Below are 26652 nucleotides of genomic sequence, written 5' to 3' on the forward strand. Positions count from 1 at the left end.
CACCGGCTGGCCCGGGTATGGCGACTCCCGCTGGTGGGCGAGCTGTTCCAGCGCGGTGCCACCCCACGGATGGTCAGGAGCCTGCTCCGACATGACAACCCCGGCCTGGACCGCCAGTGGGTGGCCCAATTGGCTGCGCACCTTCGGCCGTGGGGGACCAAGCGGGCCGTCCTGCGTCTGTACCGGTCCACCTCGGTCTCCTCGATGCCGCCGCTGGCCGCGGCGCTACGTCGCCACGACTTCCCCTGCCTGGTCGTCTGGGGCACCGCCGACGTCTACCTCCCCACGGACCAAGCCGATCGGCAGCGCGAGCCGTTTCCGTCGGCGCAGATCCACAAGATCCCCGGTGCTGGGCATTGGGTGTGGCTCGAAGAGCCCGACCGCGTCGCCCACCATGTCCTGCCGCACCTGCGCAGCCAGGTTGGCGCGACCCGCCTGCACTCGCCTGAGCCCTGCAAGGAAAGCCAATGATCGCCCCACCGACGACTACCCCTTGACCATCCTCGGTCGACCTGGAGAACCATCACTCGATCGCCCAGGCCGCCGTGATCGCCGTACCCGATGAGCGCTGGGGCGAGCGCCCGCTCGCAGTCGTCGCACTGCGCGACGGTGCCATCGCCGACGCACCCTCGCTGCGCCGCCATCTGGAGACCGAGTTCGCCAAGTGGCAGGTGCCCGAATAGTTCGAGTTCGTCCTGGCGATCCCCACCAACGCCACCGGCAAGTTCAAGAAGAACGAGCTTCGCACCACCTACGGCAACGTCGACCGACCTGCCGCCGTCACCCCTCGAGAGGAACCGCCATGACACTCACCGCCGCACCGCAGCCTGCCACCACCAGCGCAGGTACGCCGCTGCCGCTGGTCGCCCTGCCCCAGGGCGAACTGCTCACCGTCAATTCCAACGACATCCCGCTGATCCGCGACGCTCTCGGTCCCGGCGTCCACTTCAAGCCGCTGCGCCTCGACCTCGAGACCGGCCAGTGGGTCGTGCTCGCGATCTTCGAGCCCGGCGCCGCCGTGCCACTGCACTACCACACCGGCATTGCCCAGGGGTACACCCTGGCGGGCCGCTGGCACTACCTGGAGTACCCGGACCAGATGCAGACCGCGGGCTCCTACCTCTACGAGCCGGCCGGCTCGGTGCACACCTTCGTCTGCCCCGCGGACAACACCGAGGACACCGTGCTCCTGGCCTTCGTCGAGGGTGGCAACGTGAACTTCACCGAGGACGGCAACTTCCACTCCATCCTCGACGGCGTCACCATCCGGCACCTCACCGACACCCTCAGCCAGGCTCAGGGCCTCAACGGCGTGCAGTACATCGGTGGCGGGGCCGCCGGAGTCGTCAGCGTCAACGCCTGAGACACACCACGGCCACCTCGAGCACTGCGCCAGCCACCGGGAGGGCGGGCGCATGCACGAGGCGTTGGCCGCAGCATCGACAACGAAGACGAAGACCGGCCGTGAAACCCTCGCACCCAGCGCCTGGCCCTGCTCGACCGCATCTTTCTGCACCTGGAGCACCGGGCGACCCCCGCGCACGTCGCATCCCTGCAGGTCTTCCAAATCCCCGAGGGATCCCCTGCGGCCTTCGTCGCCCCGACCGACCCCCTTCAGCCAGTCTCTGCCCCCGCCACCAAGTCCAGCTCACTGCCCACCAGCGTCCACTGATCGACCAGTTCGTCCTGATCACGGCGTGATCGCTGGCGGAAATAATTCGGCTCCGACACAAGTTAGTTTCCATGGAAACCAAATTGCGGGATCGGCGATCGGGCCGGCACCGACCTTGAAGGAGGGCACCTCATGAGCACCATCGACTTGATTCCAACCGTCGATATCCGCCGCGCCGAGGACCGGTTCAAGTCCGACTTCGGCTGGCTGGATTCCAAGCACTCATTCTCCTTCGGCCACCATTTCGACCAGGCCAACACTCATCACGGGCTGCTGCTGGTCAACAACGACGACATCGTCGATCCCGGTACGGGGTTCGACACCCATCCACACCGCGACATGGAGATCGTCACGTGGGTGCTGGAGGGCTCGCTGGTCCACCAGGACTCCACCGGCCACAACGGCGTGATCTATCCCGGTCTGGCCCAGCGCATGAGCGCCGGCACCGGCATCCTGCACTCGGAGAAGAACGACTCGTGGCGGCTCAGCGGCGACGTCCACCAGGACCCGGTGCACTTCGTGCAGATGTGGGTGGTGCCCGACGAGGCCGGTATCACCCCCGGTTACGAGCAGCTGGAGATCGAAGCGGAACTGCTGTCCGGCAGTCTGCTGCCGGTCGCCTCGGGTATGCACAAACATGACGGCCACGCCGCGATCCGGATCCGGAACTCGCACGCGGCCCTGTACGCCGCGCGGCTCGCCCCAGGACAGTCGGTGCACCTGCCCGACGCGCCGTTCCTGCACCTGTACGTGGCCCGCGGCGCGGTGACACTGGAGGGTGCTGGCCCGCTGCATACCGGCGACGCGGTGCGCTTCACCGCTACCGGCGGCCAGCAGGTCACGGCGAGCGAGCCCGCCGAGATCCTGGTCTGGGAAATGCACGCCGGCGTCCAGTTCTGACCTTCGGTGCCCATCCACCGTCGGGGGACCGTTCCGCGGAGCGCACGACCGCTCCTACCAGGACCTGCTCGCACGCTCACCGAATTGATCGAGAACCACGACTACGTCGGCTCGTCGACCGGTCGGCCACCGCGCTCGACGAAGCGGTGTCGGCATCGCGACTGGAAGCCGCTGCGAGCCGCTGTGGTCGTCCCTGATGGGGACGCCGCCGGCCGATTGGCCGGGGCCACAGCGCGGCAACCCACTGGGCTGGTCGATAACGCGATGTGCCCGACCCGATTGCACCGGTCGACAGCGCGGCATGTCGAGCCGCGATCGTCTAGACCGGTAGCAGCGGGATGCCGTCGTAGGCGGTGACGTCGTGCGCCGGCACCACCTGCATGGCGTCAGCCAGCGCGATGACGTGAAGCAACCCCTCGCGCACCCTCTTGGGATCGATGTCGGCGAGCGAGCGCATCCACAACGGCCGCTCGACCCGGCGGCGGATGCCGTCGAGCTGCCAGGTCAGGTCTCCGATGAAGGCGTATCGCTTGCCCGTCGGCAGCGTGACGAAGACGACCACCGAGCCGTTGGTGTGTCCGCCGGCGAGGGCGACAACCACCGAGCCGTCGCCGTGCACGTCGAAACTCGACGGAAAACCGAGATAGGAGGGGCCGTTGAACTGGTATTCGTGAATCTCGTGACCCGCGGACACGTCGCGGAACACTTGCGCGTCGCGCGCATGTCTCACGTATTGGAGCTCGCCCTCGTTGATCCAAATCGGGACCTGAAGGTCGCCGAGACCGCTGACGTGATCCCAGTGAGCGTGCGTCACCAGGACACCGGCGAGGCAGCCCTGGTCGTAGCCACTGGATTTGAGTTGTTCGCTGACAGTGCTGGTCAGCCGGTGCGGGGCCCGCTGCATCCGAGGCAGGGCCTGGATGTGCGTCTCGAGGTCGGAGCCGAAACCCGCGTCGATCAGCAGGTCGCCTTTGGGATGTCGCACCAGGACCGCCGTAGCGGCGAAACGGCGCTTGTCGCGGAAAGACCCGCCCTTGAACGCGAAGGCCGCCCTGGTCTCGTAGGTCCCGGTCGGCAGTTGATAAATGGCCATGTCCGATGGCGGCGACGCCTCGGGAAGCGGTCCGGTCCAGGTCGGCGACTGAGGAAGAGGTGACATGACTTCAGCCTGGACCGCGGGCTCATCGGTCGTCCAAGGCCGATTGGTCTCGCCCGATACCGAGAAGGTATCGTCGCCGGTAATGGACCTGAGGACGCTGCGGTATTTCGTGGTAGTGGCGGAGGAACTGCATTTCCGCCGCGCCGCCGCCCGCCTGCATATGACCCAACCCCCGCTGAGCCGCGCCATCCGCCAACTCGAGAGCGAACTGGGTTGCGAGCTGCTGCGAAGATCTCCGAACGGCGTAGCCCTCACACCCGCGGGCGAGTCGCTGCACAAGGATGCGCGTGCCCTGCTCGCGCAGGCCGACCAAGCGCGCGCCCGCGCGGCCGCGGCCGCCGGAGCGGCGATCCTACGGCTGGGCACGCTCGCCGACAGCGCCGAGCAGGCCGGCGCCGCGCTGGCCGCCGCATTCCGGCAGCGGCACCCAGGAGTCGAGATCCGAATACACGAGGCCGACTTCGCCGATCCGACAGCGGGTTTGCGATCGGGCCTGGCCGATATCGCCTTGACCCGGACGCCTTTCGACCGGGCCGGCCTGACGACGAGGGTGCTCCAGTCCGACCCCATCGGAGTGGTGCTGCGATCGGACGATCCGCTCGCGGCGCGCCCGAGCCTGAGCCTCGGGGAACTCGTCGACCGGCGTTGGTTCCGCCTGCCAGACGACGCGGACCCAGCGTGGCGCGCGTACTGGATGCCCGTGAGTGGCGCCGGCTCCGACGGCCCGGTGGTTCGCACGATCCACGAATGCGTCCAGGCGGTGCTGTGGAATGACACCGTCGGGCTCACCTCGCTCGGGCACACGATGCCTCCCGGGCTGACGGTCGTCCCCCTGCTGGACATGCCCCCTAGCCACCTGGTGATCGTGTGGAAGACCGACGACCGCAACCCCTTGGTCCGTTCGTTCACCCGTGTCGCCGAGGACATCTACCGCGGGCGTCGATGATCAACCGGCTCGGACGATGACGCGCACCAACAAATGTCCGTCGGCGAAATGCGCGGCGGGTCAGCTGAAGTTGCAGCGGTAGGCGAGGGACCGACGCCGGTTGTGCGTTTGAAGCGGTCACGGTTTGCCGTGCCCGAGCCGAACCCGACATTGCCCGGCCACCACGCTGTCCGGCGGTGAGGGACACCGGCTCGAGAACCTCTCCGTCAAGGTGAAGTCGTCGCGATCGGTGGAGGCCGTGCGCGCTGTCCAGCAAGGATGATCTCGTTCGGTCCGCATCCTCTGGTGGCGGATTTCCACGAGCGCACGAGGGGCAATGCTGGCTGCTCTAGACGTCCGGGAGGCTGGTCAGGCGGAATCGATCAGGGGGCGGACGTGGTGGGCGGCGTCGGCGTTATCGCGCCATGTGCAGGCGAGGCCGAAGGCGGCTACTCGGCCCGTGGCGAGGACAGTCTGCACTGCGGCCGATACTACGGAGAGGGTGGGGCCGCCGGGGGCAGGGAGGAGAAGTCCGGGGAGATCGTCGGGGTTGATGACGTCGAAGTCGAGGTGTAGGTAGAGCGGGCCGTCCGGGAGGTCGCCGAGGTCGTCAACGGGGCGGTGTCGGATCCGCGCGGTGCGCAGGTACTCCGCTTCCGGCGGGTCGAGGTCGTGGCCGCCGACCAGGACGGCGCGCTCTTCGGCGATGTCGCGCAAGCCGATTCGGTCGGCGAGCAAATGGCGGCCGTACCCGACGAGCATGCGCAGGGGGAATCCGCCGAGGTATCCGGAGGTAGAGGTCTCCATGGTCTGGACGTCACCGTGTGCGTCGAACCAGACGAGCGCCGGATCCAACCCGGCCCGTTGCAACCCGGCCACGGTGGCGAGCGCGGTCGTGCAGTCTCCGGACGCGACCACCGCCCGTTCACCCCCGCGCACCGACTCCGCGACCCGATCCGCCACAGCGTCGTAGAGCACGGCCATCCGAGCCCACGGATCGTCGATCTTCGGCAGCACGGCCGTCACCACTGCGTCCGGACTGATGGGAGCATCGAGCTTTGGCCGATACTCGTCGAGGTGGTACGGCACGAGCAAGCGCATCTTCGCGAGCCTAATTCAGCGTCGAGCGGGCGTGCCACTGAATTACCGCGCGCGCCGGAACTCAGCACTCTGCTGACGTCCAGGGGCCTGCGTCAGGCAATGAAGCAGGCCCGTGAACGGCCTTCAGCGGCGCGAGCCGACCGATACGGATTGATACCCGCCAGCGCGCACCACATCGGTGATGAGCGTCCGAACGTCGCGGGGCGCGGTTGGCAGCAGCTCGGGTAGGTCGGTGCCGGACGACTCGAGCAGACCCGCACCGAGGTTGGCGAACAAGGACAACGTATGCGTGATCTGATACGGCTCTAATCCGCTGCCCTGCAACATATTCCGCATTTCGGTCAGGGAAATGGGCAGATAATTCACCGGGCGGCCCAGGGATCCGCTCAGTATTTCGGCAATATCCGAACCACCGATCGCGGTGACACCCGCGAGCTCGTATACCTTGCCCGCATGTCTGCTACGCTGCCCCGCGGCGAGATCGCGGTCGGTCTCCGCGGACACCCGGACGGCCACCTCGGCAAGATCCTCGCGCGCCACCACCGAGATCCGGCCCGTGCCGAACGGCGCTGCGAATACACCGGATTCGGCGGATGCGGCGGCACCCGCGACGGCGAGACCAACGGGCACCTCGGCGTAGAGGCCGTTGCGCAGGATGGTTACCTCGAAAGGCGCTGCGGCCAGCCGTTTTTCGGTCCAGCGATGTGGCAGGGCGATGGTCATCAGATCGCCGGAACCCGCAAGACTCGTATAAATCACGTGCCGGACCCCGGCCGCGGCGGCCGCATCGACCACCGCACCGTGGCGCCCGAGCACGACATCGTCCTCGGCATATCCGGCGGAGATCATGACGAGTACGTCGACGCCGCGCAGCCCCGCGGTCAACGCGGCCGGATCGTCGAAATCGATTCGGCGCGTTGCAGTGTCGTCGCCCGAGCGGCTGCCCGCCACCACTGTCAGGTCATCGCGGGTGGACAGTCCGCGGTAGACGAGGCCACCCAGGGATCCGGAGATGCCGGTTACCAGGATCATCGGAACACTCCCGATTGTTGTAGTTGCTGAAACTCGTCCCAGCATCGGCGTTCGCACATCGCGGCATAAGGAGGCACTTTCATGTCGGTCACGAACACGGCGGTCACCGCGCAGGTGGCGGGCACTATTCCCGAGGGCCCCTGTGGCGATGACGACTGCGGCATTCGCGATGTGCTCGACCGGCTCGGCGATCGGTGGACGGTCCTGGTGATCGTGGAGTTGAGCAAGGGGGTGCGGCGGTTCCGCGAATTGGAGCGGGCGATTCCGGGGATCTCGCAGCGGATGCTGACACTGACCACCAAGCGGCTGTGCCGTGACGGCATGGTCGAGCGGATCGCCTATCCGACGATTCCACCGCAGGTGGAGTACCGACTCACCGAGACCGGACGCAGCCTTGCCGCGGCGATCGGTGCGCTCGCCGACTGGTCACGTGAGCACAGGGACGTCATCGCCTCGGCCCGGCAACGCTGGGACGTCGAACACGGCGTCGACGGAACCGAATGACGCCGTGATAGTCGTCGCGGGGCGGTTGAATAGATAGAAGTACCCGTACGGATAGGGAGGTTCCGATGACTCTTTCCGCCCGTGCACTACTCGACGGAATCCAGGCCGAACTGGCCCCGCGCGATAACGACAACCGCTTGCTCCCGCTGATCACCACTGGCCAGGCGCCGCAAGCGGTCTTCGCGGCGATCGCGGCGGAGGAACAGCGCATTACCAGCAGCGATTTGCGCAGCTTCCACGCCATGGCGGCGCGGACGGACGAACCGAACGCCAGGGCCTTCTTCGGCGGGCTCCCGCCGGGCGAGCAGCAGGCGCATGATCTGCTGGACGCGCTGGTGGATGCGGTGGGACCCGACCAGGGCATGGAGTTGCCGAGAGCGGGCTGCCAGGCCTATCCGGCCTACGTCGCCTGGTTGGCGTTGCACGCCGAACCCTCCGCTGCCGCAGCGGGCATCTACTCGAATTTCACCGCATGGGGCCGCTACTGCAAGGCAGTCGCCGAGGCAATGCGCACGCACTACGATTTCGACGACTCCGCATGCGCGTTCTTCGACTTTTTCGCTGCCGATGTCCCCGAGATCGAACTGCGGGTCCTTGCCGCCATCCAAGCCGGACTCGACACCGGGCGGCTGAAGCCGGAGGAGGCGCATTTGTACGCAAGGCTGTTCCAGAACTACGAGCTCATGTTCTGGAATACCCTCGCCGATGAGTTCTCGGCATAGCCCTAACGCCGCTCACTGAGCTGCTGAGTCCCCGTGATACGCAGCAGTTCCAGCGCCGAGGCAGCCGGAGTGCCGGGTGCCGCCGAGTAGACGACAACTGCCTGATCGGTATCGGGCACGAACAGCGCATCGCAATCGAGCACCATCCGTCCGACCTCGGGATGATCGATGGTCTTGGTGGCACTGCGCCAATTCCCGGTCCGTCCCTCGCGCCACAGCCACTCGAATCGCTCACTGCGCGAACATAATTCGGTGATCAGGCGAGCCAGGTCCGGATCGTCGGGATACGTGGCCTTCGCGCTGCGCAGCGAGGCGACCCAGGACTCCGCCGCCGCCTCGGCCTCCTCGGGGGTGAACACCACACGCGAGGGCTCGGTGCCGAGAAACGACTGCCAGATGATATTCCTCCGCGCGGGCGACCACGCGGAGAAGTCGCCGAGCAGCGCCGCTGCCATCGAATTCCAGGCCAGCACATCGGCTTTCGCGGAAATCACCAGCGCGGGCAGATCGGCCATCCGGTCCAACAGCCGCAACACGCTAGGCCGCACCACCATGGCGATGCGCCCCTCCTGCGGCGGCGCCGAACCGGCGAGCCGGAACATCAGATCCCGTTCGATGTCCTCGAGCCGAAGCGCACGGGCCAGTGCGCCGAGCACCGCGGCGGACGGGCGTGGTCCCCGGCCCTGTTCGAGGCGGACCACATAGTCCACGCTGACACCGGCAAGCTGGGCGACCTCCTCCCGTCGCAACCCGGGCACCTGACGGCGTGCGCCGTTGGGCAGTCCGACATCGCCCGGCCGCACCCGAGCACGGGCCTGGCGCAGCAGTGCGGCGAGTTGGGTGCGATCCATGCCTCGATGATGCCGCAGTACCCAGCCGCCGGGGTGGTACTGCCGGTCCCAGGAGTTCTCGGCCCTGGAGCCGCACCAGTGCAGTGGCCAAGCTCGAGCCATGAGCAACACGACTACAGCGCTGGTGACCGGGGCGAACAAGGGACTCGGCCGCGAGACGGTGCGCAGGCTGGCCGAACTCGGCTGGCAGGTCTTCCTCGGTGCCCGCGACGCGGACCGCGGCAAGGCCGCCGCCGTCGATCTCGCCGAACAGGGTTTGCATGTCGAATTCGTCCAGCTGGACGTGACCTCCGCCGCGTCGATCGCGGCCGCCGTCGAGACCATCGCGCGCCGGACACCGCACCTGGATGTGCTGATCAACAATGCGGGTATCGGCGGCACCCGCGCCACGCCCGTCGACACCGTGGCCGCCGATTTCCGAAATGTCTTCGAGACCAACGTTTTCGGGCCGGTGCAGGTGACCCACGCCTTCCTGCCGCTATTGCGCGCCGCCACGCACCCGCGCATCGTGATGGTGTCCAGCGGCATCGGTTCGATTACCAATACCTCCGATCCGAGCCGGATCGAATCGCAGATCCTCGGGCTGGTCTACCCCTCCTCGAAAACCGCGCTGAACATGATCACCACGCAGTACTCCCGCGAGCTTCCACAGATGCGCGTCAATGCTGCCGATCCGGGTTACACCGCAACGGATTTGAACGGGAATTCGGGCCATCAAACGGTTACCGAGGGCACCGATGCCATCGTGCACCTGGCGACGATCGGACCGGACGGACCCACCGGCGGGTTCTTCAACCGTTTCGGCGTCGTTCCCTGGTGAACGCCGAGCCCGGGGCTCAGCGGTCCTGTGGGTGACAGACCCACTGACCGTCGTCGCCGCAGACGCAGAAATAAGGGCCCTGGTTCTGAGATTCTCCGGCCTGGCACTCCGACGTCGGACCCGAAGGTGGAGGTTGAGCCATGGCAACCGGACCGGACACCATCACGAGGCTGCCGAACACCGCAGTAAGCGTGGATGCCAAGAACCGATTCGACTTGGCGCGCATGGTTGCTCCCTCAGTCGACGGCTATTTCCCTTGTGCTACTTCCATTGGCCCGAGCCGTTCGGGAGTCGATGGGACTGACACGGCACTTTCCGAACACGCCTCAGACGCCGCCGTGCCCCCGTTCGTTGCAGACCCACTTGCCGTCCTGCCCGCAGTTGCAGTCGTAGGGGCCTTGGACCTCAAAATCTCCGGGCCTGCACTCCATCGTCGGATCCGAAGACGGAGGTTCGGCCATGGCGACCGGACCGGACACCATCATGAGGCTGCCGAATACCGTGGCAAGTGTGGATGCGAAGAACTGATTCGACTTAGCGCGCATGGTTGCTCCTTCAGTCGGCGGCTATCTCCAATGCGCTATTTCCTGTGGCCTGACGCCTTACGTCGATTCCCGCTGTCAAGTGCGCGAACCACCTCCATCTTCCCATACCGATCGGTTTCGACTACAGCCTTCAGCGAGCCCCACCATTGACGTACAGCGTCTGACCGCTGACATAGGACGCCTCATCACTGGCCAGGAATGCGATCACCGCCGCGACCTCCTCGGGCTGTCCAACCCGCCCCAGCGGCGTCCGCTCGGCCACGGCCTGCTGATGCGCCTCGGCACTGAGCCCGACCCTATTCGCCGTCGCGGCCGTCATCGCGGTGGCGATATAGCCCGGTGCAACAGCATTGACATTGATGTTGTACGGCCCGAGCTCGATGGCGAGCGTCGCGGTCAGGCCCTGGATGCCCGCCTTGGCGGCGGCATAGTTCGCCTGACCGCGATTGCCGAGCGCCGAGCGACTCGACAGCGAGACGATCTTGCCGTAGCGCTGGGCGACCATGTACTCCTGAGCCGCCTGGGCGCAGTGGAAGACACCGGTCAGGTTGACCGAGAGCACCGCGTTCCAGTCGTCTTCGGACAATCGGAAGAACAGATCGTCGCGGGTGATGCCCGCATTATTGACCAGAATGTGCGGACCGCCGAGATCGGTTGCGATCTCGGCGAATACCGATTCCACCGAGGCGCGCTCGGTGACGTCGCAGACGTAGCTGCGGGCCGCACCGCCCGCCGCTACTATCTGCTTCGCGGTGTCCTCGGGTGCATTGCGGTCGAGCACCGCGACCTGCGCGCCCTGTGCGGCCAGCAGTTGTGCGGTGGCCGCGCCGATGCCCTGGGCCGCGCCGGTGACAACGGCGACCCGGTCGGTGAATCTGGTCATCTGACGTCCTCCTCGGGAGTTGTGAACGGCGGTCATCAGAATGCGCTCACCCCGGTGAGCGCACGTCCGATCAACAGCTTCTGAATCTGGCTGGTGCCCTCGTAGAGGGTCATGACCTTCGCGTCGCGCAGATATTTACCGACCGGGGATTCGTCGATATATCCGTAGCCGCCGAAGACCTGCAGCGCCCGATCGGCCGCGCGCACCGCGGCCTCACTGGCGAACAATTTGGCCTTCGACGATTCCACCGCGAATTCGGCGCCGCGGTCGATGAGATCGGCGACCCGCCACACCAGCAGCCGGGCCGCGTCCACATCGAGGGCGATATCGGCGAGCAGTTCCTGGACCAGTTGGTGGCCCGCGATCGGCTTGCCGAATTGTTCGCGCTCGGTGGCGTATCCAACGGCGGCGTCCAAGCAGGCCTGCGCGATGCCGACACAGCCAGCGGCCACCGACATCCGCCCCTTGGCCAGCGCCGCCATCGCGACGGTGAAACCCTTGCCCGCGTCGTGCAGTCGGGCGCTGTCAGGGATACGGACGCCGTCGAGCACGAGTTCGGCGGTGGCCTGTCCGCGCAGTCCGAGCTTGCCGTGGATGGTGCGGGCGGTGAAGCCGGGGGAGTCGGTCGGGACCAGGAATGCGGTGATGCCGCGGTGTCCCTCGCCACCGGTGCGGGCGAAGACGAGAGCGATATCGGCCCAGGTGCCGTTGGTGATGAACATTTTGGTCCCGGACAACACCCAGCTGTCGCCGTCACGAACGGCGCGCGTGCGCAACTGTGCCACGTCGGAACCGGTTCCGGGTTCGGTGAGGGCGAAGCAACCCAGTGCGGCGCCCGCGGTGAGGCGTGGCAGCCATGTGCGCTTCTGCTCGTCGGTGCCGTAATGGTTGATCGATTTGGTGACCAAACCCAAAGAGACCGAGACAATTCCACGCACGGCGGAATCGCCGCGCCCGAGTTCCTCCAGGACCAGACAGTAGGTGAGGTGGTCACCGCCGCTGCCGCCGTACTCCTCGGGAATGGTCAGGCCGAGGAAGCCGAGTTCACCCAGTTTGGACACGATCTTGGGATCCACGGATTCGGCCCGGTCCCATGCGGTGGCGTGCGGGGCGATCTCACGGTCGACGAAGTCCGCCGCGAGCTGCTGGGCGGCGGCCTGTTCGTCGCTGAGTTCCAGGTTCATCATGACTCCCGGCTGCTAAAACTAACGGTGAAAGTTTCTGTCATGCTAACCCTCGATAAACTAACGATGCAAGTTTGTTGTCGCGGGTATCCGCCGTGCGACACTGGATTGGATCTACCAGGAGGTTTTCATTGGGCAGACCGCGTCGGCCCTTGCTCAGCCGCGACCGCATCGTGTCGGCCGCGCTGGATCTGGTTGATGCCGAAGGCCTGGAAGCGGTATCGATCCGCAGACTCGCCACTGAACTCGGCGTACAGGGCCCCTCGCTCTACAACCATGTGGCCACCAAGGACGATCTGCTCGACGCGATGGTCGACGCCGTACTCGGGCGGATCGACCTGTCGATGTTCACCGATATCTCGGATTGGCAAGTGGCGCTGCGGGATTGGGCAAGATCGTATCGCGCAGCGCTGGCGGCGCACCCGAAGTTGGTGCCCGCCTTGAATCACGGCATGGGCCGACGACCGAACGCGTTGCGGCAGGCCGACGCGGTGTTCGGAGGTTTGGTGGCGGCGGGCTGGCCGCGGCGGGAGGCGACCCAGGTGGGTGCGCTGATGCGGTTCTTCGTCACCGGATCCACGCTCGCGTCGTTCGCAGGCGGGTTCCCCGAGGATGCGGCCGTCTATCGCGGGAACTACCCGCATCTGGACGAGGCGCATCTGCTGTCGGGGCGCCAGCGCGATATTGATGACGCCGCATTCGAGACCGGGCTGCGCGCATTGCTGGACGGATTGGCGTTGCGCTTCGCGGCGCTGGAAGGCGCGGCGCGGGGACGTTAACGCGGGCCGTGCGCGGCCAGCCAGTCCGGGAATTCGCTGAGATCGCGCACAACGCATTCGGCTCCCGCGGCCCGCAACTCCTCGGCATCGCAGGGACCCGTCGTGACCCCGAGCGCGTAGACCTCGGCTGCCCGTGCGCCACGCATATCGCCCTCGTGATCGCCGACGAACAGATCGGCTCCGTGTTCGCGCAATGCGACCGCCTTGCCGTCCGACCAGAGGTCACCGACCACCTCGTCGATCCGCCAGTCCAGTTCTTCGACGTGCAGCCGCGCCAGCGGCTCGTGCTTACCGGTCACGATGAGCACCCGCCCGCCGCGGGCACGTACCGCCGCAAGGGCGGCGTCGGCACCCGGCATGGCCGGAATGTGGGGCACGATCGACGGATAGATCTCCCGGTAGCGGGCCACGAGCGGCGCAATCAACTCCTGGGGCGCACCGGCATCGGCCAGCAGCATCCCCAGCGGCGGACCGAGCCGGTCGGCGAACTCGGCCCCACGCAGCGCCAGCCCGAACTCCGCACCCAACTGGTCGATCGCCTTGCTCACACCCGGGCGAGAGTCGATCAGCGTCATATCGAGGTCGAAGCCAACGGTCCAGCTCACAACTGGACCCTATCGTCGGCGCCCGATCGACGGCGCTGCGGCTCCACTGGTTAACCAACGGAGGCGCTGCGAAGATCAATGGAGGGGAACATTCCCGCAGTCGGTGCGAAACCGCTCATGGAACCGGCGGGCGAATTTACAGTTGACCGACGAGCGAACGGCTCCGGTCTGTATCGCGGAGGACGAGATGACGAGCCAGCAGGGCCAGCCACTCATGGTGGGCTCGCTGTTCGGGCACTACCGGTTGGATCGGCTGATCGGTCGCGGCGGCATGGGCGAGGTCTATCAGGCCTACGACATGCGCAAGCGTCGCACTGTCGCGATCAAGGTGCTGCTGGAAAAGCTCGCACTGGACCATGGGTACCGCGAACGCTTCCAGCGCGAGGCCGATGCCGCCGCGCGGCTGCGGGAACCGCATGTCATACCGATTCACGATTACGGCGAGATCGACGGTCACCTCTACATCGATATGCGATTGGTGGACGGTGCCAGCCTGGTCTCGGTGTTGCGCACCAACGGGCCGATGGCACCGGAGGATGCGGTTTCGGTGATCCGTCAGATCGCCGCCGCATTGGATGCCGCGCACGCCGAGGGACTGATCCACCGTGACGTCAAACCGGACAATATCCTGCTCACGCCGGATGGCTTCGCCTATTTGGTCGATTTCGGCATTGCCCATTCGAGTGCCGATCATCGGCTGACGACCCATGGTGCGGTGATCGGTTCGTTCAGTTATATGGCGCCGGAGCGATTCCGGGCCGAGCACACCACGCGCGCGGTCGATGTCTATTCCCTGGCGTGTGTGCTGTACGAATGCCTCACGGGCGCAAGGCCCTATCCAGGTAGCACCGATGCCCAGATCATCAGCGCGCATCTGTTCGAGCCGGTGCCGCGACCGAGCATGATCCGGCCGAATGTATCGCCCGCGCTCGATACCGTCGTCGCCCGCGGCATGGCCAAGAATGTGCGCGAACGTTTCGGCGCCGCCAGTGAACTCGCGAGCGCCGCACAGGCGGCGCTGACGAGCGCCGCAGCCCTTACCGAGGGGCGCACACAGACCTCGGTAACGCCTGGACCCGCCACCGGTGTGCACGATGCCGTCGCTGATCGAACATCGAATGCCACAGGGGGAATGGGTGATTCACCCGCTGCCGGGCTCCTCGATGCAGAGCGTGCCCATCCCGAGGCGCAGCCCACCGATTCCCGGTCTACCGGCGACCAGAAAACAGGTGCCCCGAAGCGCGGACGGCGTCGCCGTGCCGTCGTCGCACTCATCCTGACCGTCGCCGCCATCATCGCCGCCGGAACCGGATTCGGGGTGTGGACATTGCTCGGTGATCGCAAAGGCACCGCGCTCGCCGATGCCAGCGCGTTGCGTGGCGCGGATGTCGACCTACTGAAGATCGTCGCCGAGACCGGCCGCAAACGTTCCACCTGCCAGCACGAGCAGCCCGACACCTCCACCACCGTCGCGGTCATCTTCTGCGCCGAGCACCCCGCGGCCAGTGAACCCGCGGCCCGATATATGCGTTTCCGCCGCCTCGACGACTTGCGCGACTACTACAACCTGCTGGTGCGCACCTTCCAGGCCAAGAACTGCCCCGGTGATCCCGCCGGATCGGACGGCCCCTCGATCCTCGACGGCAAGGAGATCGGCCGCAAGGCCTGTGTCGCCAACCGCGCGGAAACACCGAACGCGCCGAAGCCATCCCTTTTGATGACCGATGAAACCCAACTGGCACTGGCATTCTTCATCTGGCCGACACCGAGTGACGAACCGCTGCGCGATTACCTGGCCAAGTTCACCGCGTCGCAGTTCCTGACCAACGAAACCGCCCGTGACCCGGACTATTTCACCCCGGAGGACCGCGCGGTCTTCAGTCGGCTCGGCAACGACTATCGGCCGAAGAACTGTTCGCACATGTCCCCGCCCGGCGGCACGGTGAACGCCGCCATCGAGTGCAGTACTCCGGCCGATTATCCGTCCGCCGTCTTCTTCGGATTCCCCGACACCCAGTCGGCCCAGACCCTGTACCGAGCCGATGTCGGCCTGCTCGGTGGACACGTCTGTGGTGGGGGCGGCGGCGCCGACGACGTATGGGGCACGGCGAGCAACCCGATCGGCCGCTTGTTCTGCTTCCTGGACAGCGATCCAAAACTCGGTACCCGGACCTGTCTGGTCGCCGTGCACGACGACGCACACCTGATTGCCCAATTCTGCACACTCCTACCGGAGAATCCGCTTCCCGGTCCGAAAACCGAAGCCCAACTGCTGAATTGGTTCGATAAGCACTTCCGCTAGTTCTGCGGCGCGAGGGAATCAGTCGTCGCAGCGGGTGCCGCGGTCAGGGACCACGCCGTCGAAGAAGTATCCGACGGCGATGGCGTCGATGCAGGCAGAGCCGTTATCGAAGGCGATATGCCCCTCGTGTTTGCGGACAACGAGCACCGCGTCGGCGAGTTCCTCGGCGACATGCTGCGCCTCTGTCAGCGGTGTAGCCGGATCGCCGGTGTTGTTGAGCAGCACGATGGTCGGTGCGCCGATCGCGTGCGCGGCCTTCGACACGCTCGTCGGCGGCACCGGCCAGAACAGGCACAGCGGTGCGCTGAAGGCCCGGTTCCGGCCGAACAGCGGCGAGGTGACCTCGGCCCGATCGGCATTGTGCTGGAGTTCGGCCAGAATCTGCTCCTCGGACTTCGAGCGGTAGCTCTTGGGATCATCGTTGGCGCACTGCACCGCCCAGAAGGCGGGTTGCGAGGAGGTGTAGCGGCCGGTCTTACTACGGCCGACATAGCCGTCGGCGAGTTGGGCGAGTCCGGTGCCGTCGCCCTGCAGCGCATCGACGAACGCCCGCTCGAACCCCGGCCACATGGCTTCGTCATAGGTGGCCTCGAAGATGCCGAGCACCGCCAGATTCGAGCCGAGCTTGCGGCCGTCCTTGGTCGGAATCGGGTTCTTGTCCACGCGATCGATCAACTCGCGCAGCTTGCGCATGGCGATATCGGGATCGTGGTCGAGTGGGCAATCCGGGCGTGCAGCACAGGCGGTGAGCATGTCGCGCACGGTCCGGTCTTGTGCCCAGAGCCGGGTCGGATCCGGCGGTTCGGGATCGGGGGTGAAATCCCAGCGATCCGTCGTTTGGCTCGGATCATCGATCGAATCGAGCATCATGCGCCCGACATGCGCCGGAAACCGGTCGGCGTAGTACTGGCCGAGCCGGGTGCCGTAGGAAAAGCCGAAGTAGTTGAGCTTGTCCTCGCCGAGGGCCGAACGCATGATGTCCATATCCTGCGCAACGAATTCGGTGCCGAGGAAGCCGAGAAGTTTGCCGGTATGGCGCAGGCAGGCGGCGGCATAGCGCTTATGCGCGTCGGCGACCTGGCGCACGCCCGCCGCATCGGTCGGGGTGAAGTCGGTGGCGAGGTAGTCGTCCATTTCCTTATCGCTGAGGCAGCTGACCGCGGCGGTGCGGCCGACGCCGCGCGGATCGAAACCGACCAGGTCGTAGCGGATACGGAATTTACGCAGGCCTGTATCCTTCGGATTCAGCGCGTAACGCACCTGTTCATAGCCGGATTCGCCGGGCCCGCCGGGATTCGCGGTGAGAACACCGAGACGTGCTGCCGGATTGGTAGCGCGCAGTCGGATCAGCGGCATGTTGATGGCCATGGCGCCGGGATCGGCATAGTCCACGGGTACTCGGATCGAACCGCATTCGGCCGAGCCGTTCTCGCACGGCTGCCAGTCGATGCGCTGGGCCATATAAGCCTCGACCGTCGGCAGCGGCTCAACGACCACCGGTGTGCCGGGCACGGTCAACAGGCTCGCACAGCCCGTCGTGATGAGCAGCAGTGCGGCCAGCGCGGGGAAGATCCGATACCGATACCGCATGGTGTGAGACCCCCCTGGCTACTGCGCGATTGCCCCGACGCCGCGTCTGTCCTCCAGCGAGGCGTGCGCCGAAGGCGATGAAACCATCTTCCCACTATTGATCCCGTCAGTGGCGCATGTCGTGAAAGCGACACCGGTAGCGTGGATGCCGCGAACGGGGAGAAAGGTCGGACATGACAGCCGATCCGAATCAGCGAATTCTCGAACTCGTGGCGCGGACCGCCGCCGCGGTGCCCGCGTACCGGGCATTTCTCGATGAACACGGTATCGATGCAGAGAAGATCACCGATACCGCAGCGTTCCAGCAGCTGCCGTTGACGACCAAGGCCAACTATCACCAGCGCTATCCGCTACCGCAGCGATGCCGCGGGGGTGATCTGAGCAATTGCGATCTGATCGCGGTGTCCTCGGGATCGACTGGTACGCCGACGTTTTGGCCGCGCGCCGCCGCGGATGAGGCGACATCGGTGCGCCGCTTCGAGCAGGTAGTCGTCGACGGGTTCGGTGCCGCGCGGGCGCGCACGCTGGCGGCGGTGTGCTTTCCGCTCGGGACCTGGGTCGGCGGGCTGTACACGCTGTCGTGTCTGCGAGCGCTGGCCGGGCTATCCGCCGTTTCTCGAGGACGTGATCGATACCGGCCTGCGCGCTGGCATCGAATGGTCGCGCTATGCAGTCAAACTTGTGCTGGCCGGTGAGGTGATCAGCGAGCAGTGGCGCGATCTGATGGCGCGGCGGGCGGGTCTGGATCCGGTACGGGATGTGGCCGCGCTCTATGGGACCGCTGATGGGGGAGTGCTCGGCAATGAGACGCCGTTGAGCGTGCGGATCCGCAGACTTCTGGGCGAGCATCCCGCCGGAGTGGAATTGTTCGGCACGCGGCGGCTGCCGACGCTGCTGCAATACGATCCGGCGGATCGATATTTCGAATCCGTCGACGGCACACTGGCCTTCACTGCCGACTCCGGAGTTCCGCTGATCCGGTATCACATCGCCGATGACGGTGGGGTGGTCTCGCATGCCGATATGCTCGCGTTCTGCGCCGCGCACGGCCTCGATCTCGGTACCGATACCGGGCCCGAACTGCCGTTCGTGTACGTATTCGGGCGCACACTGCACGCGGTATCGGTATTCGGCGCGAACGTCTTTCCAGAGACCGTGACGATCGGACTGGAACAGCCCGAAGTCAGTGAATGGGTGACGGGCAAATTCGTGCTGGAGGTGTGGGAGAACGCCGACCACGACCGGATGCTGCGCGTCACCGTCGAACTGGTCCCCGATGCGGCGAACACCCCCGAACGCGCCCGCAGCGTCGCCGCATCCATCCGCGATGAACTGCTGCGCCGCAATAGCGAATACGCACATTACGTGCCACCCGAACGTCAACTCCCACACGTCGAACTGCGCCCCACCGGAGACCCCGACTACTTCCCATTCGGTGTCAAACACCGCTATACCCGCTGAGTCCGGGGCGGATCGTGCACCAGCTCCCGATCCTTATTCCTCGGAGCGGAACTGGGCCCGCTTATAGTCGCCGAACGGTTCGTCGCGTTCGCGGACGGCCTCGCGGAAACCCACGGTGGCCGAACGCAGTTGGAAGGCGTAACCCTCGCGCGTATGCCGGGAGATTCCGTCGAAGACGGTGCTGATCATCGCGGAGTTCGTCACACCCTGCGAATGCAGCGCCGAATTGAGCGCGAGCTTGGCCATCATCAGTTGGTTGACCGGCATTCGCGCGATCCGGGCCACCAAGTCCTCGGTGCGCTCGTCGAGCTCATCGGCCGGACACGATTCGACCGCGAGACCCCATTCCTCGGCCTGTTTCCCGCTGATGCAGTCGCCGGTGAACAGCAGCCGCTTGGCACGCTGATCGCCGAGGCGATGCGCCCACATGCCCGCCGCCGGGATGCCCCAGACCCGGGTCGGCGGGTAGCCGATCTTGGTGTCGTCGGCGCAGATGATCTGGTCGGAGTAGAGCGCGATATCGGTGCCGCCCGCGATGGCGAAGCCGTGCAGTTTGGCGACCGTCGGCTTATTGGCATTCATGAGGCTGGCGAATCCGCGGTTGAACCGGCTCATCATGGCGTAGTCGATCATCGGATCCCAGGTGCCCCGGGGATTGTGATTGACCGCCTGCACCACCGGATCGGCCACGGTGCCGGTGGTGTCGGTCGAACCATCGACACCGTGGCTGCCCTGTTCGGCGAACATATCCAGGTCATAGCCGCCGCAGAAGCCCTTGCCCCGTCCGGATACCAGGATCACGTGCACCCGCGGATCCAGGTCGGCGCGCTCTACCGCGTGCGCAAGATCGACCGGGGTATCCGGGGTGATCGTGTTGCCCTTCTCCGGACGGTTGAAGGTGATGCGCGCTATGCGCCCATCGCGTTCGTAGGTGAGCGTGCGGTATTCCCGTTCGCCACCCGGCTCGGGCCGATCCCGCCACGGCGAATCGGGGACATCCGTCCAGTTCTCGTACCAGGCGGCGGGGCGGGTGCCCGCATGGTTGGAAAAGGCGTCGTTATCAGGCTGATTCACGTGGAACTCCCGGTGCACTCGATGCCGCGCTCTCGGCAACGATGCTGGCACTGGCGGCCGGTGCATCGTTGCGCTCGATGTCACCGTAGCGAACCGGGGTCGTCTCAGACCTCGGGTGCGGCGCTGTCGTCGGGGAAAGAATGGTGTTCGTGCACCACGACCCAGCGGCCGTGCTCTTTGCGCAGGCCGAACGTTATCCGCAGCCGCTTGGCCGGGTCGCGCGCGAAATCCTCCGCCGTACCGCACAAAAGCAGCGCGTACGCGAAGGCCACATCCGCACCGGCGACGACCTCGAGCGACACGATATCGAATGTCGCACCCGATGCCTGCCATGCGAAGAAGCCGGGCCAGACATCCCGATACGCGTCGATACCGCGCACACCCTCGTTCGGCGGGGGCACGTCGAACATGACGATATCGTCGGCGTGATCGGTGAGCACTCCGGCCAGATCACCGGTATGCACCGCCGCCGCCCACCGCTCGATCAGGATCCGGATCTGCTTTTCGTCATCGGACATATCGGGTCGTCGTCCTTTCCGGCACGGCCGCGCGGGTATAGGCCGTGGCTCTTACTCAGAGAGCGTGCCGAATTCGTCTGTGTGACGCAATGACTCGGAATGCATTCGTGCAGAATCCCAATGGCGAAATTCGCGCTGGCTACCGGTCGGCAGAAACCGTTGAGACGGTTATGGCCGGAGTTGCCAAAGTGGAGCGTTTGCGACTGTAGCCCAGGTAGACCGCGATACCGACAATTACCCAGACCGCGAACCGCACCCAGGTCAGCCCGTCCAAGGTGGTTGCCAGCAGTACACAGCCGATGAGCGCGAGAATCGGCACCAGCGGTACCAGCGGGGTACGGAACGGGCGTTCCCGATTCGGTTCCAGCTTGCGCAGGACCAGGACGCCGACGCAGACGACGGCGAAGGCCGAAAGCGCGCCGATATTCACCAATTCCACCACGATATCGATCGGCAGCAGACCGGCGATGGTCGCGCACGCGACGCCGAGCAGCAGTGTCAGCCGGACCGGGGTGGCGCGCTTACTGGTTTCGGCGAGTCCGCGCGGCAGCAGTCTGTCGCGGCACATCGCGAACATCAGCCGGACCTGTGCGTAGACGATCAGCAGCAGGCCCTTGGTGAGCGCGATGATCGAGGCGATCACAATGACATTGCCGATCCAGCCGATGTTCAGATTGCCGAAGGCAGTCGCGATCGGCGACGCGTTGTTCAGGCTCGCGAACGGTGCGATGCCGGTGAGCACCGCGCTCACCAATGCGTAGAGCAGCGTCGCGATGAGGACGGTGCCGATGATCGCGAACGGGATATCGCGGCGCGGATTGCGCGCCTCCTCGGCGGACGCGGCGACCACGTCGAATCCGAGGAAGGCGAAGAACGCGATGGCGGCGCCGCCGACAATACCGCCGAATCCGAAGGGCGTGAACGGGGTCCAATTGCCGATATCGATATGTGGTGCGCCGATCGCGACGACCAGGACCAGCACCCCGATCGTGACGGCGACCAGCGCCTTGGTGATCCGGGCCGTCAGGCTCACCTCGCCGACGAGCACCGCAACGATAGCGGCGATGACCAGTACGGCGGGCAGATTGACGATGCCGCCCTCGGACGGGCCCGCAGTAATCGCGGTGGGCAGGGTGATGCCGAACATAGTGTCCAGCGCCGATACCACGCTGCCGGACCAGCCGATCGCCACGGCCGCGCCTGCGATGACGAATTCGAGCAGCAGATTCCAGCCGACCAGGAATGCCGGACCTTCGCCGAGCGTGGCGTAGGTGTAGGTATAGGCACTGCCGGAGACCGGCGCCATGGCCGCGAGTTCGCTATAGCAGAGTGCGACCAGCACGCAGACCGTGCCGGCGAGCAGGAACGACAGCACGATCGAGGGCCCGGCCTTCTCGGCGGCGGCGACTCCGGTGATGACGAAGATGCCCGCGCCGACAATGGTGCCGACCCCCATCGCGGTGAGATCGATGCGACCAAGGCTGCGCTCGAGGGTCGCCCCGGATTCCTGGCTCGTCGAGGAGTCGGGCAGGCGGCGGCGCCATCGGGTTGCGCTGGTCATGAACTCCCTCACTGCGTGCTCTGGCTCCGGCCGACGGGACGGAGTCGGCTATCCATTCTGATCGGCGGAGTCGACGCGGTTGACGCCGGGGCGGTTGTGGGCGATCGACAGGCAACCACCGGTGCAAATATGCGTGCCGTGCGGTTGCGCGCCAGGCGCGGTATTGCATGCGGCGCAATCCAGCATCGGGGCAATTTTCGGGCAAGCGTCGATGCGCAGCTGGTTGCGGCGGTTGGAAAGCAGGACACTAGACGTTACTGCAGATAACACGTATCCTCGTGGGGATCCTCGGACAAGGGTGCCCGGGCGAGACCAGACGAAACGGATACCTCAATGACGCGGCATGTCGACGTATTGATCATCGGCGCGGGTCTGTCCGGCATCGGGATGGCCTGCCATCTCACCCGCGAGCGGACCGGACGCAGTTACGCCATCCTGGAGCGCCGCCGTGCCATCGGCGGTACCTGGGATCTGTTCCGGTACCCGGGGATCCGCTCCGATTCCGATATGTACACCTTCGGCTTCGGCTTTCGCCCCTGGATCGGCACCAAGGTGCTCGCCGATGGACCGCATATCCGCCAGTACATCGAGGACACCGCCGCGGAGTACGGCGTCACCGAGCACATTCACTTCGGGCGCAAGATGACCAGGGCCAGCTGGTCGAGCGAGGCCGGACAATGGACCGTCGAGGCGCTCGACGAGCAGACCGGCGAGACCGAGATCTTCACCAGTAACTTCCTGGTCGGCTGCACCGGCTACTACGACTACGACAATGGGCACCGCCCGGAATTTCCCGGCGAGGAGAACTTCCGCGGGCCGATCGTGCACCCGCAGCACTGGCCGCAGGATCTGGATTACCGCGGCAAGCGCGTCGTGTTGATCGGCAGCGGCGCCACCGCGATCACCTTGATTCCGGCGATGGCCGACGACACCGCGCACATCACCATGCTGCAGCGCTCACCCACCTACATCACCGCATTGCCCGCCGACGACCCGGTCGCGGTCGGGATGAAGCTGGCGCGGGTGCCGGAGAAGATCGCCTACCGAGCGGGACGGGCGCGCAATATCGCCCTGCAGCGGGCCAGTTTCCAGCTGTCGCGCACCAATCCCGAACTGGCCAAGAAGCTGTTCCTCGGCGCCGTGCGCATGCAGATCGGCAAGGACATCGACATGCGGCATTTCACGCCGTCCTACAACCCGTGGGATCAGCGGCTCTGCGTGGTCCCCAACGGTGACCTGTTCAAGGTGCTGCGCAGCGGTAAGGCCTCGATCGCCACCGACCACATCGACACCTTCACCGAAACCGGCATCCGCTTGGCATCCGGCGAGGAGCTACCCGCCGATATCGTGATCAGCGCGACCGGCCTGACCGTGCAGATCCTGGGCGGCGCGACGCTGGAAGTGGACGGCGAACCCGTGCTAACCCGCGAGCGGGTGGTCTACAAGGGCACCCTGCTCGACGGCATCCCCAATGCGATGCTGGTGCTCGGCTACACGAACGCATCCTGGACCCTGAAGGCGGATCTGGCCGCCGAATACTTCTGCCGAATCCTCAACCACATGAAGTCGCACGGCTTCACGAAGGTGGTCGCGGTCGCCGAGGACGCCGACCGCTCCGAGCAATCGGTGATGGGGGGCGCGCTGACCTCCGGCTATATCCAGCGCGGCGACGGCGTGATGCCGCGGCAAGGCAGCCGGGGTCCGTGGCAGGTGGTCAACAACTACTTCCGCGATCGCGCGCTACTGCGCAAGGCGCCGCTGGAGGACGGGGTTCTCACGTTCGACGGTGCGGCAGACTCCGCCCGTCCCGGTCGCAAGCTGACCGGCCAGGCCCGCAAGCTGATCGCCCAGGGCGCGGCCGTCGTCGTCTCCCGCAGCGCGTGAAGGCTCTCTCGGCCGTTGCCATTCGGCGTCCAGATACGCCCAGGCGTTGGATTGTGGTCCCTGTCGGCTGATGCGCGCCGCAGGGTCTGTTCGGCCGCCGCCACAAGAAGGGGCCCTCGAACGGGCTCAATGGCCCCCGGATGGCCGCGCGGACAGGCGGAGGGCCTGCCCCGCGCGGCCGCCGGGCGATCAGCCCGCGGACCCGTCCCCTTCGGTCATGTCCAGGAGCATTTTCGCGGCCACCGTCGCCCCGTCGGTGCGGATCGTATCGGCCACGGCCCTTGCCCGCGCTCGGGTCTCGGCGGCCAGGGCGACATCGAACGCAGCCGACAGGGAGTCAACGGTCGGCGTCCGGCCGTCATGTGCCGCGCCGATGCCGAGTTCGGCCACCCGACCGGCCCAGTACGGCTGGTCCGCGATCTGCGGGACCACCACCTGGGGCGCTCCGACTCGGGCGGCCGTCGTCGTGGTACCCGCGCCGCCGTGGTGCACGACCGCGGCCACCCGGCCGAACAGCGCCTGCTGGTTGACCTCCCCGACGGCGAAACAGTCGTCGGCGTCGTCGATCAGGGCCAGTTCGGCCCAGCCACGCGCGAGGAGAACGCGGTGGCCGAGCGCGCGACTCGCTTCGATGGCCACCCGGGCGATGTCCTTCGGGGCGTGCGCGGCCATGCTGCCGAAGCCCACGTACACCGGTGGTTCACCCGCGTCGAGGAACGCCTCCAGCCCTTCCGGGAGCGGACGGTCGTCGGGCAGGATCCACGCCCCGGTCTGCACGATGTCGAGGTCCGTCATGCCGTGCGACGGGCACAGCGTCGCGTCCGCTGCCAGCCACGGCTGGTCGGTGAAGACGTGGTCGCGAACGTTGTCCACCGGCGGCAGGCCGATCGCCGCCCGATGGCTGTTGAGCGCCGGACCGTACAAGGTGTTCACCCGCTGGGCGTCCTGCTCCCACAGCACCCGCCTGTCGGTCTCCTCGTGCGGGGACTGCTTGCCCGGCCGCGCCCCTGGTGAGAAGTGCCGGGACGGCAGTCCGGTGAGGTGGTAGCACCCGTACACGTAGCGGATGCCCAGTTTCTCGGCCACGTCGGGTGCGCCAGCTGGCATCAGGCCGGTTGCCAGCAGCGCGTCACATCCTTCGGCGGCTGCGGTCAACGTGTCGAACCGCGCGGCGACCAGCTCGGGAGCGAGCAGGAGCGCATCTTCCGCGGTCGGCGGCTTCGTGCCCGCGACCACCGAGCGCACCGTCGGCCCGAGCGGCACCAGCGGCAAACCGACCCGCGCCAGCAGCGCCGCGAAATCCTCGTCCGGCGGCGCGCACACCTGCGCCTCCGCACCGAGCCCTCGCAACGCCACTGCGAGCCCCACCAGTGGTTCGACATCCCCGCGTGATCCCCACGTCGTCAACAGCACACGCACTTCGCGAATCTCCCATTTCCGCAGTTCCTGACCTTCGGCCGACAATGATGGGCCACGACCCGGGTCTTGCCGCAAGCCCCCGGGTGCGCTATATGTTGAAGGGGGGAGGGGTCCTTCGATCTTCTTATCCGCTGGGCACGGATAGCCTTCTCGCCAACCTGCGGCCTCGTCCCGTGTGCATCGTCACATGCTCGGTGCTCGGCAGATCCGTTGCGTTGCAGTGGATTTCGTACAGCAAGTTGCGCGCTTCGGGGCCCCGGTAGTAATCGCCGAAAATCCAACGAAATTCGTGTAGCCGCTGGTCGGTGGCGGTAGAACCGGGGCGACGTCGCCTGAGTGGTGTGCGGGCCCGGCGTAATCTGGTGACTGACAGAGACTTCGGGTGTGGGTGGGCGATGTCCGCGGTCTGGGGCCGCTGATGATGCGGTGGATGCTGGAACGGCCGACGCTGTATTCGTCGGCGAGGCTGGCGTCGCTGTCTGGGGCGTCGTAGCGGCGGTGGATCGTCTTGCGTACTGCGAGAGGCGGTTTCGGGTGCTTGCCCTCGAGGTGTCCCGTCGCGCGGGCCTTGCCATGCCTTCGCCTGGTGCGCAGGTGGTTGAGGTTGGCCTCGAACTCGGCGACCATCGGGAGCATTTCGAGTGCGGTCGATGTCGGGAATGCCGACCTCGACGACATTCTGGCCGTACACGACGGCGGCGATGCCGTTCACGTGCAACATCCTGGCGAGGGTCAGGCCGCCCAGTCCGGCTCCGACGATGGTGATGGTGATGGTCATGGTCGCCCCTTCGATACGCCGGATCAGCCGATACACTGTATCGAAGCGTGCGATGTATCGTCAGCGGCATGTTGGTGTGGGAGAGGCCGGAGCCGCCGGATCGACCGGTGCCGGCCCCATTGAGCCGGGAGCGGATCGTACGAGCGGCGATCCGGCTGGCCGACGTGGACGGACTACCGGCGGTGTCGCTGCGCAAGGTTGCCGCCGCACTGGATGTCGGGCCGATGCGGCTGTACGGCTACATCGCCACCAAGGAGGAGTTGCTCGACCTGATGGTCGATGCGGTCTACGCCGAGATCCGGCCGGCCGGAAAAGGTTGGCGAGCAGTGCTGCGCTCCCTTGCCGAAACCACCCGACAGGCCGCTCACCAGCACGAATGGCTC

General features: G+C 66.2%; 27 protein-coding genes. 14 read left to right on the forward strand and 13 right to left on the reverse strand.

Features of this window, described 5'->3' with window-relative positions; all coding sequences use genetic code 11:
- The 4 genes from ABZW16_RS33100 to ABZW16_RS33115 all read left to right on the forward strand — a co-directional run.
- Positions 1–471 (forward strand): alpha/beta hydrolase (locus ABZW16_RS33100; protein ID WP_354960034.1); only part of this gene is annotated, 471 nt, incomplete at its 5' end.
- Between the two features lie 41 nt (positions 472–512).
- Positions 513–683 (forward strand): hypothetical protein, encoded by a 171-nt coding sequence (locus ABZW16_RS33105; protein WP_354960059.1) that lies wholly within the window; start codon positions 513–515, stop codon positions 681–683.
- A 119-nt stretch (positions 684–802) separates the two neighbouring features.
- Complete coding sequence (locus tag ABZW16_RS33110) at positions 803–1363, forward strand: 2,4'-dihydroxyacetophenone dioxygenase family protein (RefSeq protein ID WP_354960035.1); 561 nt, start codon at positions 803–805, stop codon at positions 1361–1363.
- Positions 1364–1804: 441 nt separating this feature from the next.
- Complete coding sequence (locus ABZW16_RS33115; RefSeq protein ID WP_354960036.1) at positions 1805–2572, forward strand: pirin family protein; 768 nt, start codon at positions 1805–1807, stop codon at positions 2570–2572.
- Between the two features lie 319 nt (positions 2573–2891).
- On the opposite strand, the gene ABZW16_RS33120 is transcribed toward ABZW16_RS33115, so the two are convergent.
- On the reverse strand, positions 2892–3731 hold the full coding sequence (locus tag ABZW16_RS33120) for an MBL fold metallo-hydrolase (protein ID WP_354960037.1): 840 nt from the start codon (positions 3729–3731) through the stop codon (positions 2892–2894).
- Here ABZW16_RS33120 and ABZW16_RS33125 point away from each other — a divergent pair.
- A complete protein-coding gene (locus tag ABZW16_RS33125; RefSeq protein WP_354960038.1) occupies positions 3730–4677 on the forward strand; it encodes a LysR substrate-binding domain-containing protein in 948 nt (315 codons plus the stop codon). The genes ABZW16_RS33120 and ABZW16_RS33125 overlap by 2 nt on opposite strands.
- Positions 4678–5025: 348 nt before the next feature.
- Here ABZW16_RS33125 and ABZW16_RS33130 read toward each other — a convergent pair whose 3' ends face one another.
- Complete coding sequence (locus tag ABZW16_RS33130) at positions 5026–5757, reverse strand: arginase family protein (protein WP_354960039.1); 732 nt, start codon at positions 5755–5757, stop codon at positions 5026–5028.
- A 123-nt stretch (positions 5758–5880) separates the two neighbouring features.
- Positions 5881–6789: an NmrA family NAD(P)-binding protein gene (locus ABZW16_RS33135; protein WP_354960040.1), complete on the reverse strand. Its 909-nt coding sequence runs from the start codon at positions 6787–6789 to the stop codon at positions 5881–5883.
- Positions 6790–6870: 81 nt separating this feature from the next.
- Here ABZW16_RS33135 and ABZW16_RS33140 point away from each other — a divergent pair, with 81 nt between their 5' ends.
- Both ABZW16_RS33140 and ABZW16_RS33145 read left to right on the forward strand, forming a co-directional pair.
- Positions 6871–7293: a helix-turn-helix domain-containing protein gene (locus tag ABZW16_RS33140; protein WP_354960041.1), complete on the forward strand. Its 423-nt coding sequence runs from the start codon at positions 6871–6873 to the stop codon at positions 7291–7293.
- A gap of 65 nt (positions 7294–7358) precedes the next feature.
- Positions 7359–8015 (forward strand): hypothetical protein, encoded by a 657-nt coding sequence (locus tag ABZW16_RS33145; protein WP_354960042.1) that lies wholly within the window; start codon positions 7359–7361, stop codon positions 8013–8015.
- A gap of 2 nt (positions 8016–8017) precedes the next feature.
- Here ABZW16_RS33145 and ABZW16_RS33150 read toward each other — a convergent pair whose 3' ends face one another.
- Positions 8018–8866 carry a helix-turn-helix transcriptional regulator gene (locus ABZW16_RS33150; protein ID WP_354960043.1) on the reverse strand — a complete coding sequence of 283 codons (849 nt, stop codon included), beginning with the start codon at positions 8864–8866 and terminating at the stop codon, positions 8018–8020.
- 100 nt (positions 8867–8966) lie between these two features.
- Between ABZW16_RS33150 and ABZW16_RS33155 the strand changes: the two genes are divergently transcribed.
- On the forward strand, positions 8967–9686 hold the full coding sequence (locus ABZW16_RS33155) for an SDR family oxidoreductase (protein WP_354960044.1): 720 nt from the start codon (positions 8967–8969) through the stop codon (positions 9684–9686).
- A 326-nt stretch (positions 9687–10012) separates the two neighbouring features.
- Here the strand turns inward: ABZW16_RS33155 and ABZW16_RS33160 are convergent, their stop codons facing one another.
- From ABZW16_RS33160 to ABZW16_RS33170, 3 genes are all read right to left on the reverse strand, one after another.
- Complete coding sequence (locus ABZW16_RS33160) at positions 10013–10231, reverse strand: hypothetical protein (protein WP_354960045.1); 219 nt, start codon at positions 10229–10231, stop codon at positions 10013–10015.
- A gap of 130 nt (positions 10232–10361) precedes the next feature.
- Positions 10362–11114 carry a 3-oxoacyl-ACP reductase FabG gene (gene fabG, locus ABZW16_RS33165; protein WP_354960046.1) on the reverse strand — a complete coding sequence of 251 codons (753 nt, stop codon included), beginning with the start codon at positions 11112–11114 and terminating at the stop codon, positions 10362–10364.
- Positions 11115–11149: 35 nt separating this feature from the next.
- Positions 11150–12298: an acyl-CoA dehydrogenase family protein gene (locus tag ABZW16_RS33170; protein ID WP_354960060.1), complete on the reverse strand. Its 1149-nt coding sequence runs from the start codon at positions 12296–12298 to the stop codon at positions 11150–11152.
- Positions 12299–12429: 131 nt separating this feature from the next.
- On the opposite strand from ABZW16_RS33170, the gene ABZW16_RS33175 reads away from it, so the two are divergent.
- A complete protein-coding gene (locus ABZW16_RS33175) occupies positions 12430–13077 on the forward strand; it encodes a TetR/AcrR family transcriptional regulator C-terminal domain-containing protein (RefSeq protein ID WP_354960047.1) in 648 nt (215 codons plus the stop codon).
- Here the strand turns inward: ABZW16_RS33175 and ABZW16_RS33180 are convergent.
- Positions 13074–13682, reverse strand: coding sequence for an HAD hydrolase-like protein (locus ABZW16_RS33180; protein ID WP_354960048.1), 609 nt, complete (start codon positions 13680–13682; stop codon positions 13074–13076). The genes ABZW16_RS33175 and ABZW16_RS33180 overlap by 4 nt on opposite strands.
- A gap of 187 nt (positions 13683–13869) precedes the next feature.
- Between ABZW16_RS33180 and ABZW16_RS33185 the strand changes: the two genes are divergently transcribed.
- Positions 13870–15984, forward strand: coding sequence for a serine/threonine-protein kinase (locus ABZW16_RS33185; RefSeq protein WP_354960049.1), 2115 nt, complete (start codon positions 13870–13872; stop codon positions 15982–15984).
- Positions 15985–16002: 18 nt separating this feature from the next.
- On the opposite strand, the gene ABZW16_RS33190 is transcribed toward ABZW16_RS33185, so the two are convergent.
- Positions 16003–17574: an alpha/beta hydrolase gene (locus ABZW16_RS33190; RefSeq protein ID WP_354960050.1), complete on the reverse strand. Its 1572-nt coding sequence runs from the start codon at positions 17572–17574 to the stop codon at positions 16003–16005.
- Positions 17575–17747: 173 nt separating this feature from the next.
- Here ABZW16_RS33190 and ABZW16_RS33195 point away from each other — a divergent pair, with 173 nt between their 5' ends.
- A complete protein-coding gene (locus tag ABZW16_RS33195; protein WP_354960051.1) occupies positions 17748–18269 on the forward strand; it encodes a hypothetical protein in 522 nt (173 codons plus the stop codon).
- Positions 18199–19035 carry a hypothetical protein gene (locus ABZW16_RS33200; RefSeq protein WP_354960052.1) on the forward strand — a complete coding sequence of 279 codons (837 nt, stop codon included), beginning with the start codon at positions 18199–18201 and terminating at the stop codon, positions 19033–19035. Before ABZW16_RS33195 ends, ABZW16_RS33200 begins: the two co-directional genes overlap by 71 nt.
- Positions 19036–19068: 33 nt before the next feature.
- Here the strand turns inward: ABZW16_RS33200 and ABZW16_RS33205 are convergent, their stop codons facing one another.
- The 3 genes from ABZW16_RS33205 to ABZW16_RS33215 form a co-directional block, all read right to left on the reverse strand.
- Positions 19069–20109, reverse strand: a complete 1041-nt coding sequence (locus ABZW16_RS33205) for a crotonase/enoyl-CoA hydratase family protein (protein WP_354960053.1) — start codon at positions 20107–20109, stop codon at positions 19069–19071.
- A gap of 104 nt (positions 20110–20213) precedes the next feature.
- Positions 20214–20627, reverse strand: coding sequence for a nuclear transport factor 2 family protein (locus ABZW16_RS33210; protein WP_354960054.1), 414 nt, complete (start codon positions 20625–20627; stop codon positions 20214–20216).
- A gap of 139 nt (positions 20628–20766) precedes the next feature.
- Positions 20767–22188, reverse strand: a complete 1422-nt coding sequence (locus ABZW16_RS33215; protein WP_354960055.1) for an amino acid permease — start codon at positions 22186–22188, stop codon at positions 20767–20769.
- Positions 22189–22521: 333 nt separating this feature from the next.
- On the opposite strand from ABZW16_RS33215, the gene ABZW16_RS33220 reads away from it, so the two are divergent.
- Positions 22522–24072: an NAD(P)/FAD-dependent oxidoreductase gene (locus ABZW16_RS33220; RefSeq protein WP_354960056.1), complete on the forward strand. Its 1551-nt coding sequence runs from the start codon at positions 22522–22524 to the stop codon at positions 24070–24072.
- Between the two features lie 189 nt (positions 24073–24261).
- On the opposite strand, the gene ABZW16_RS33225 is transcribed toward ABZW16_RS33220, so the two are convergent.
- Entirely contained in the window at positions 24262–25491 is a 1230-nt protein-coding gene (locus tag ABZW16_RS33225; protein WP_354960057.1) for a glycosyltransferase, read from the reverse strand.
- Between the two features lie 846 nt (positions 25492–26337).
- On the opposite strand from ABZW16_RS33225, the gene ABZW16_RS33230 reads away from it, so the two are divergent.
- Positions 26338–26652, forward strand: a 315-nt coding sequence (locus tag ABZW16_RS33230; protein ID WP_354960058.1) for a TetR family transcriptional regulator, incomplete at its 3' end; no start/stop codon positions are given.

The sequence above is a fragment of the Nocardia sp. NPDC004604 genome, assembly GCF_040609795.1.
Lineage (GTDB): Bacteria > Actinomycetota > Actinomycetes > Mycobacteriales > Mycobacteriaceae > Nocardia.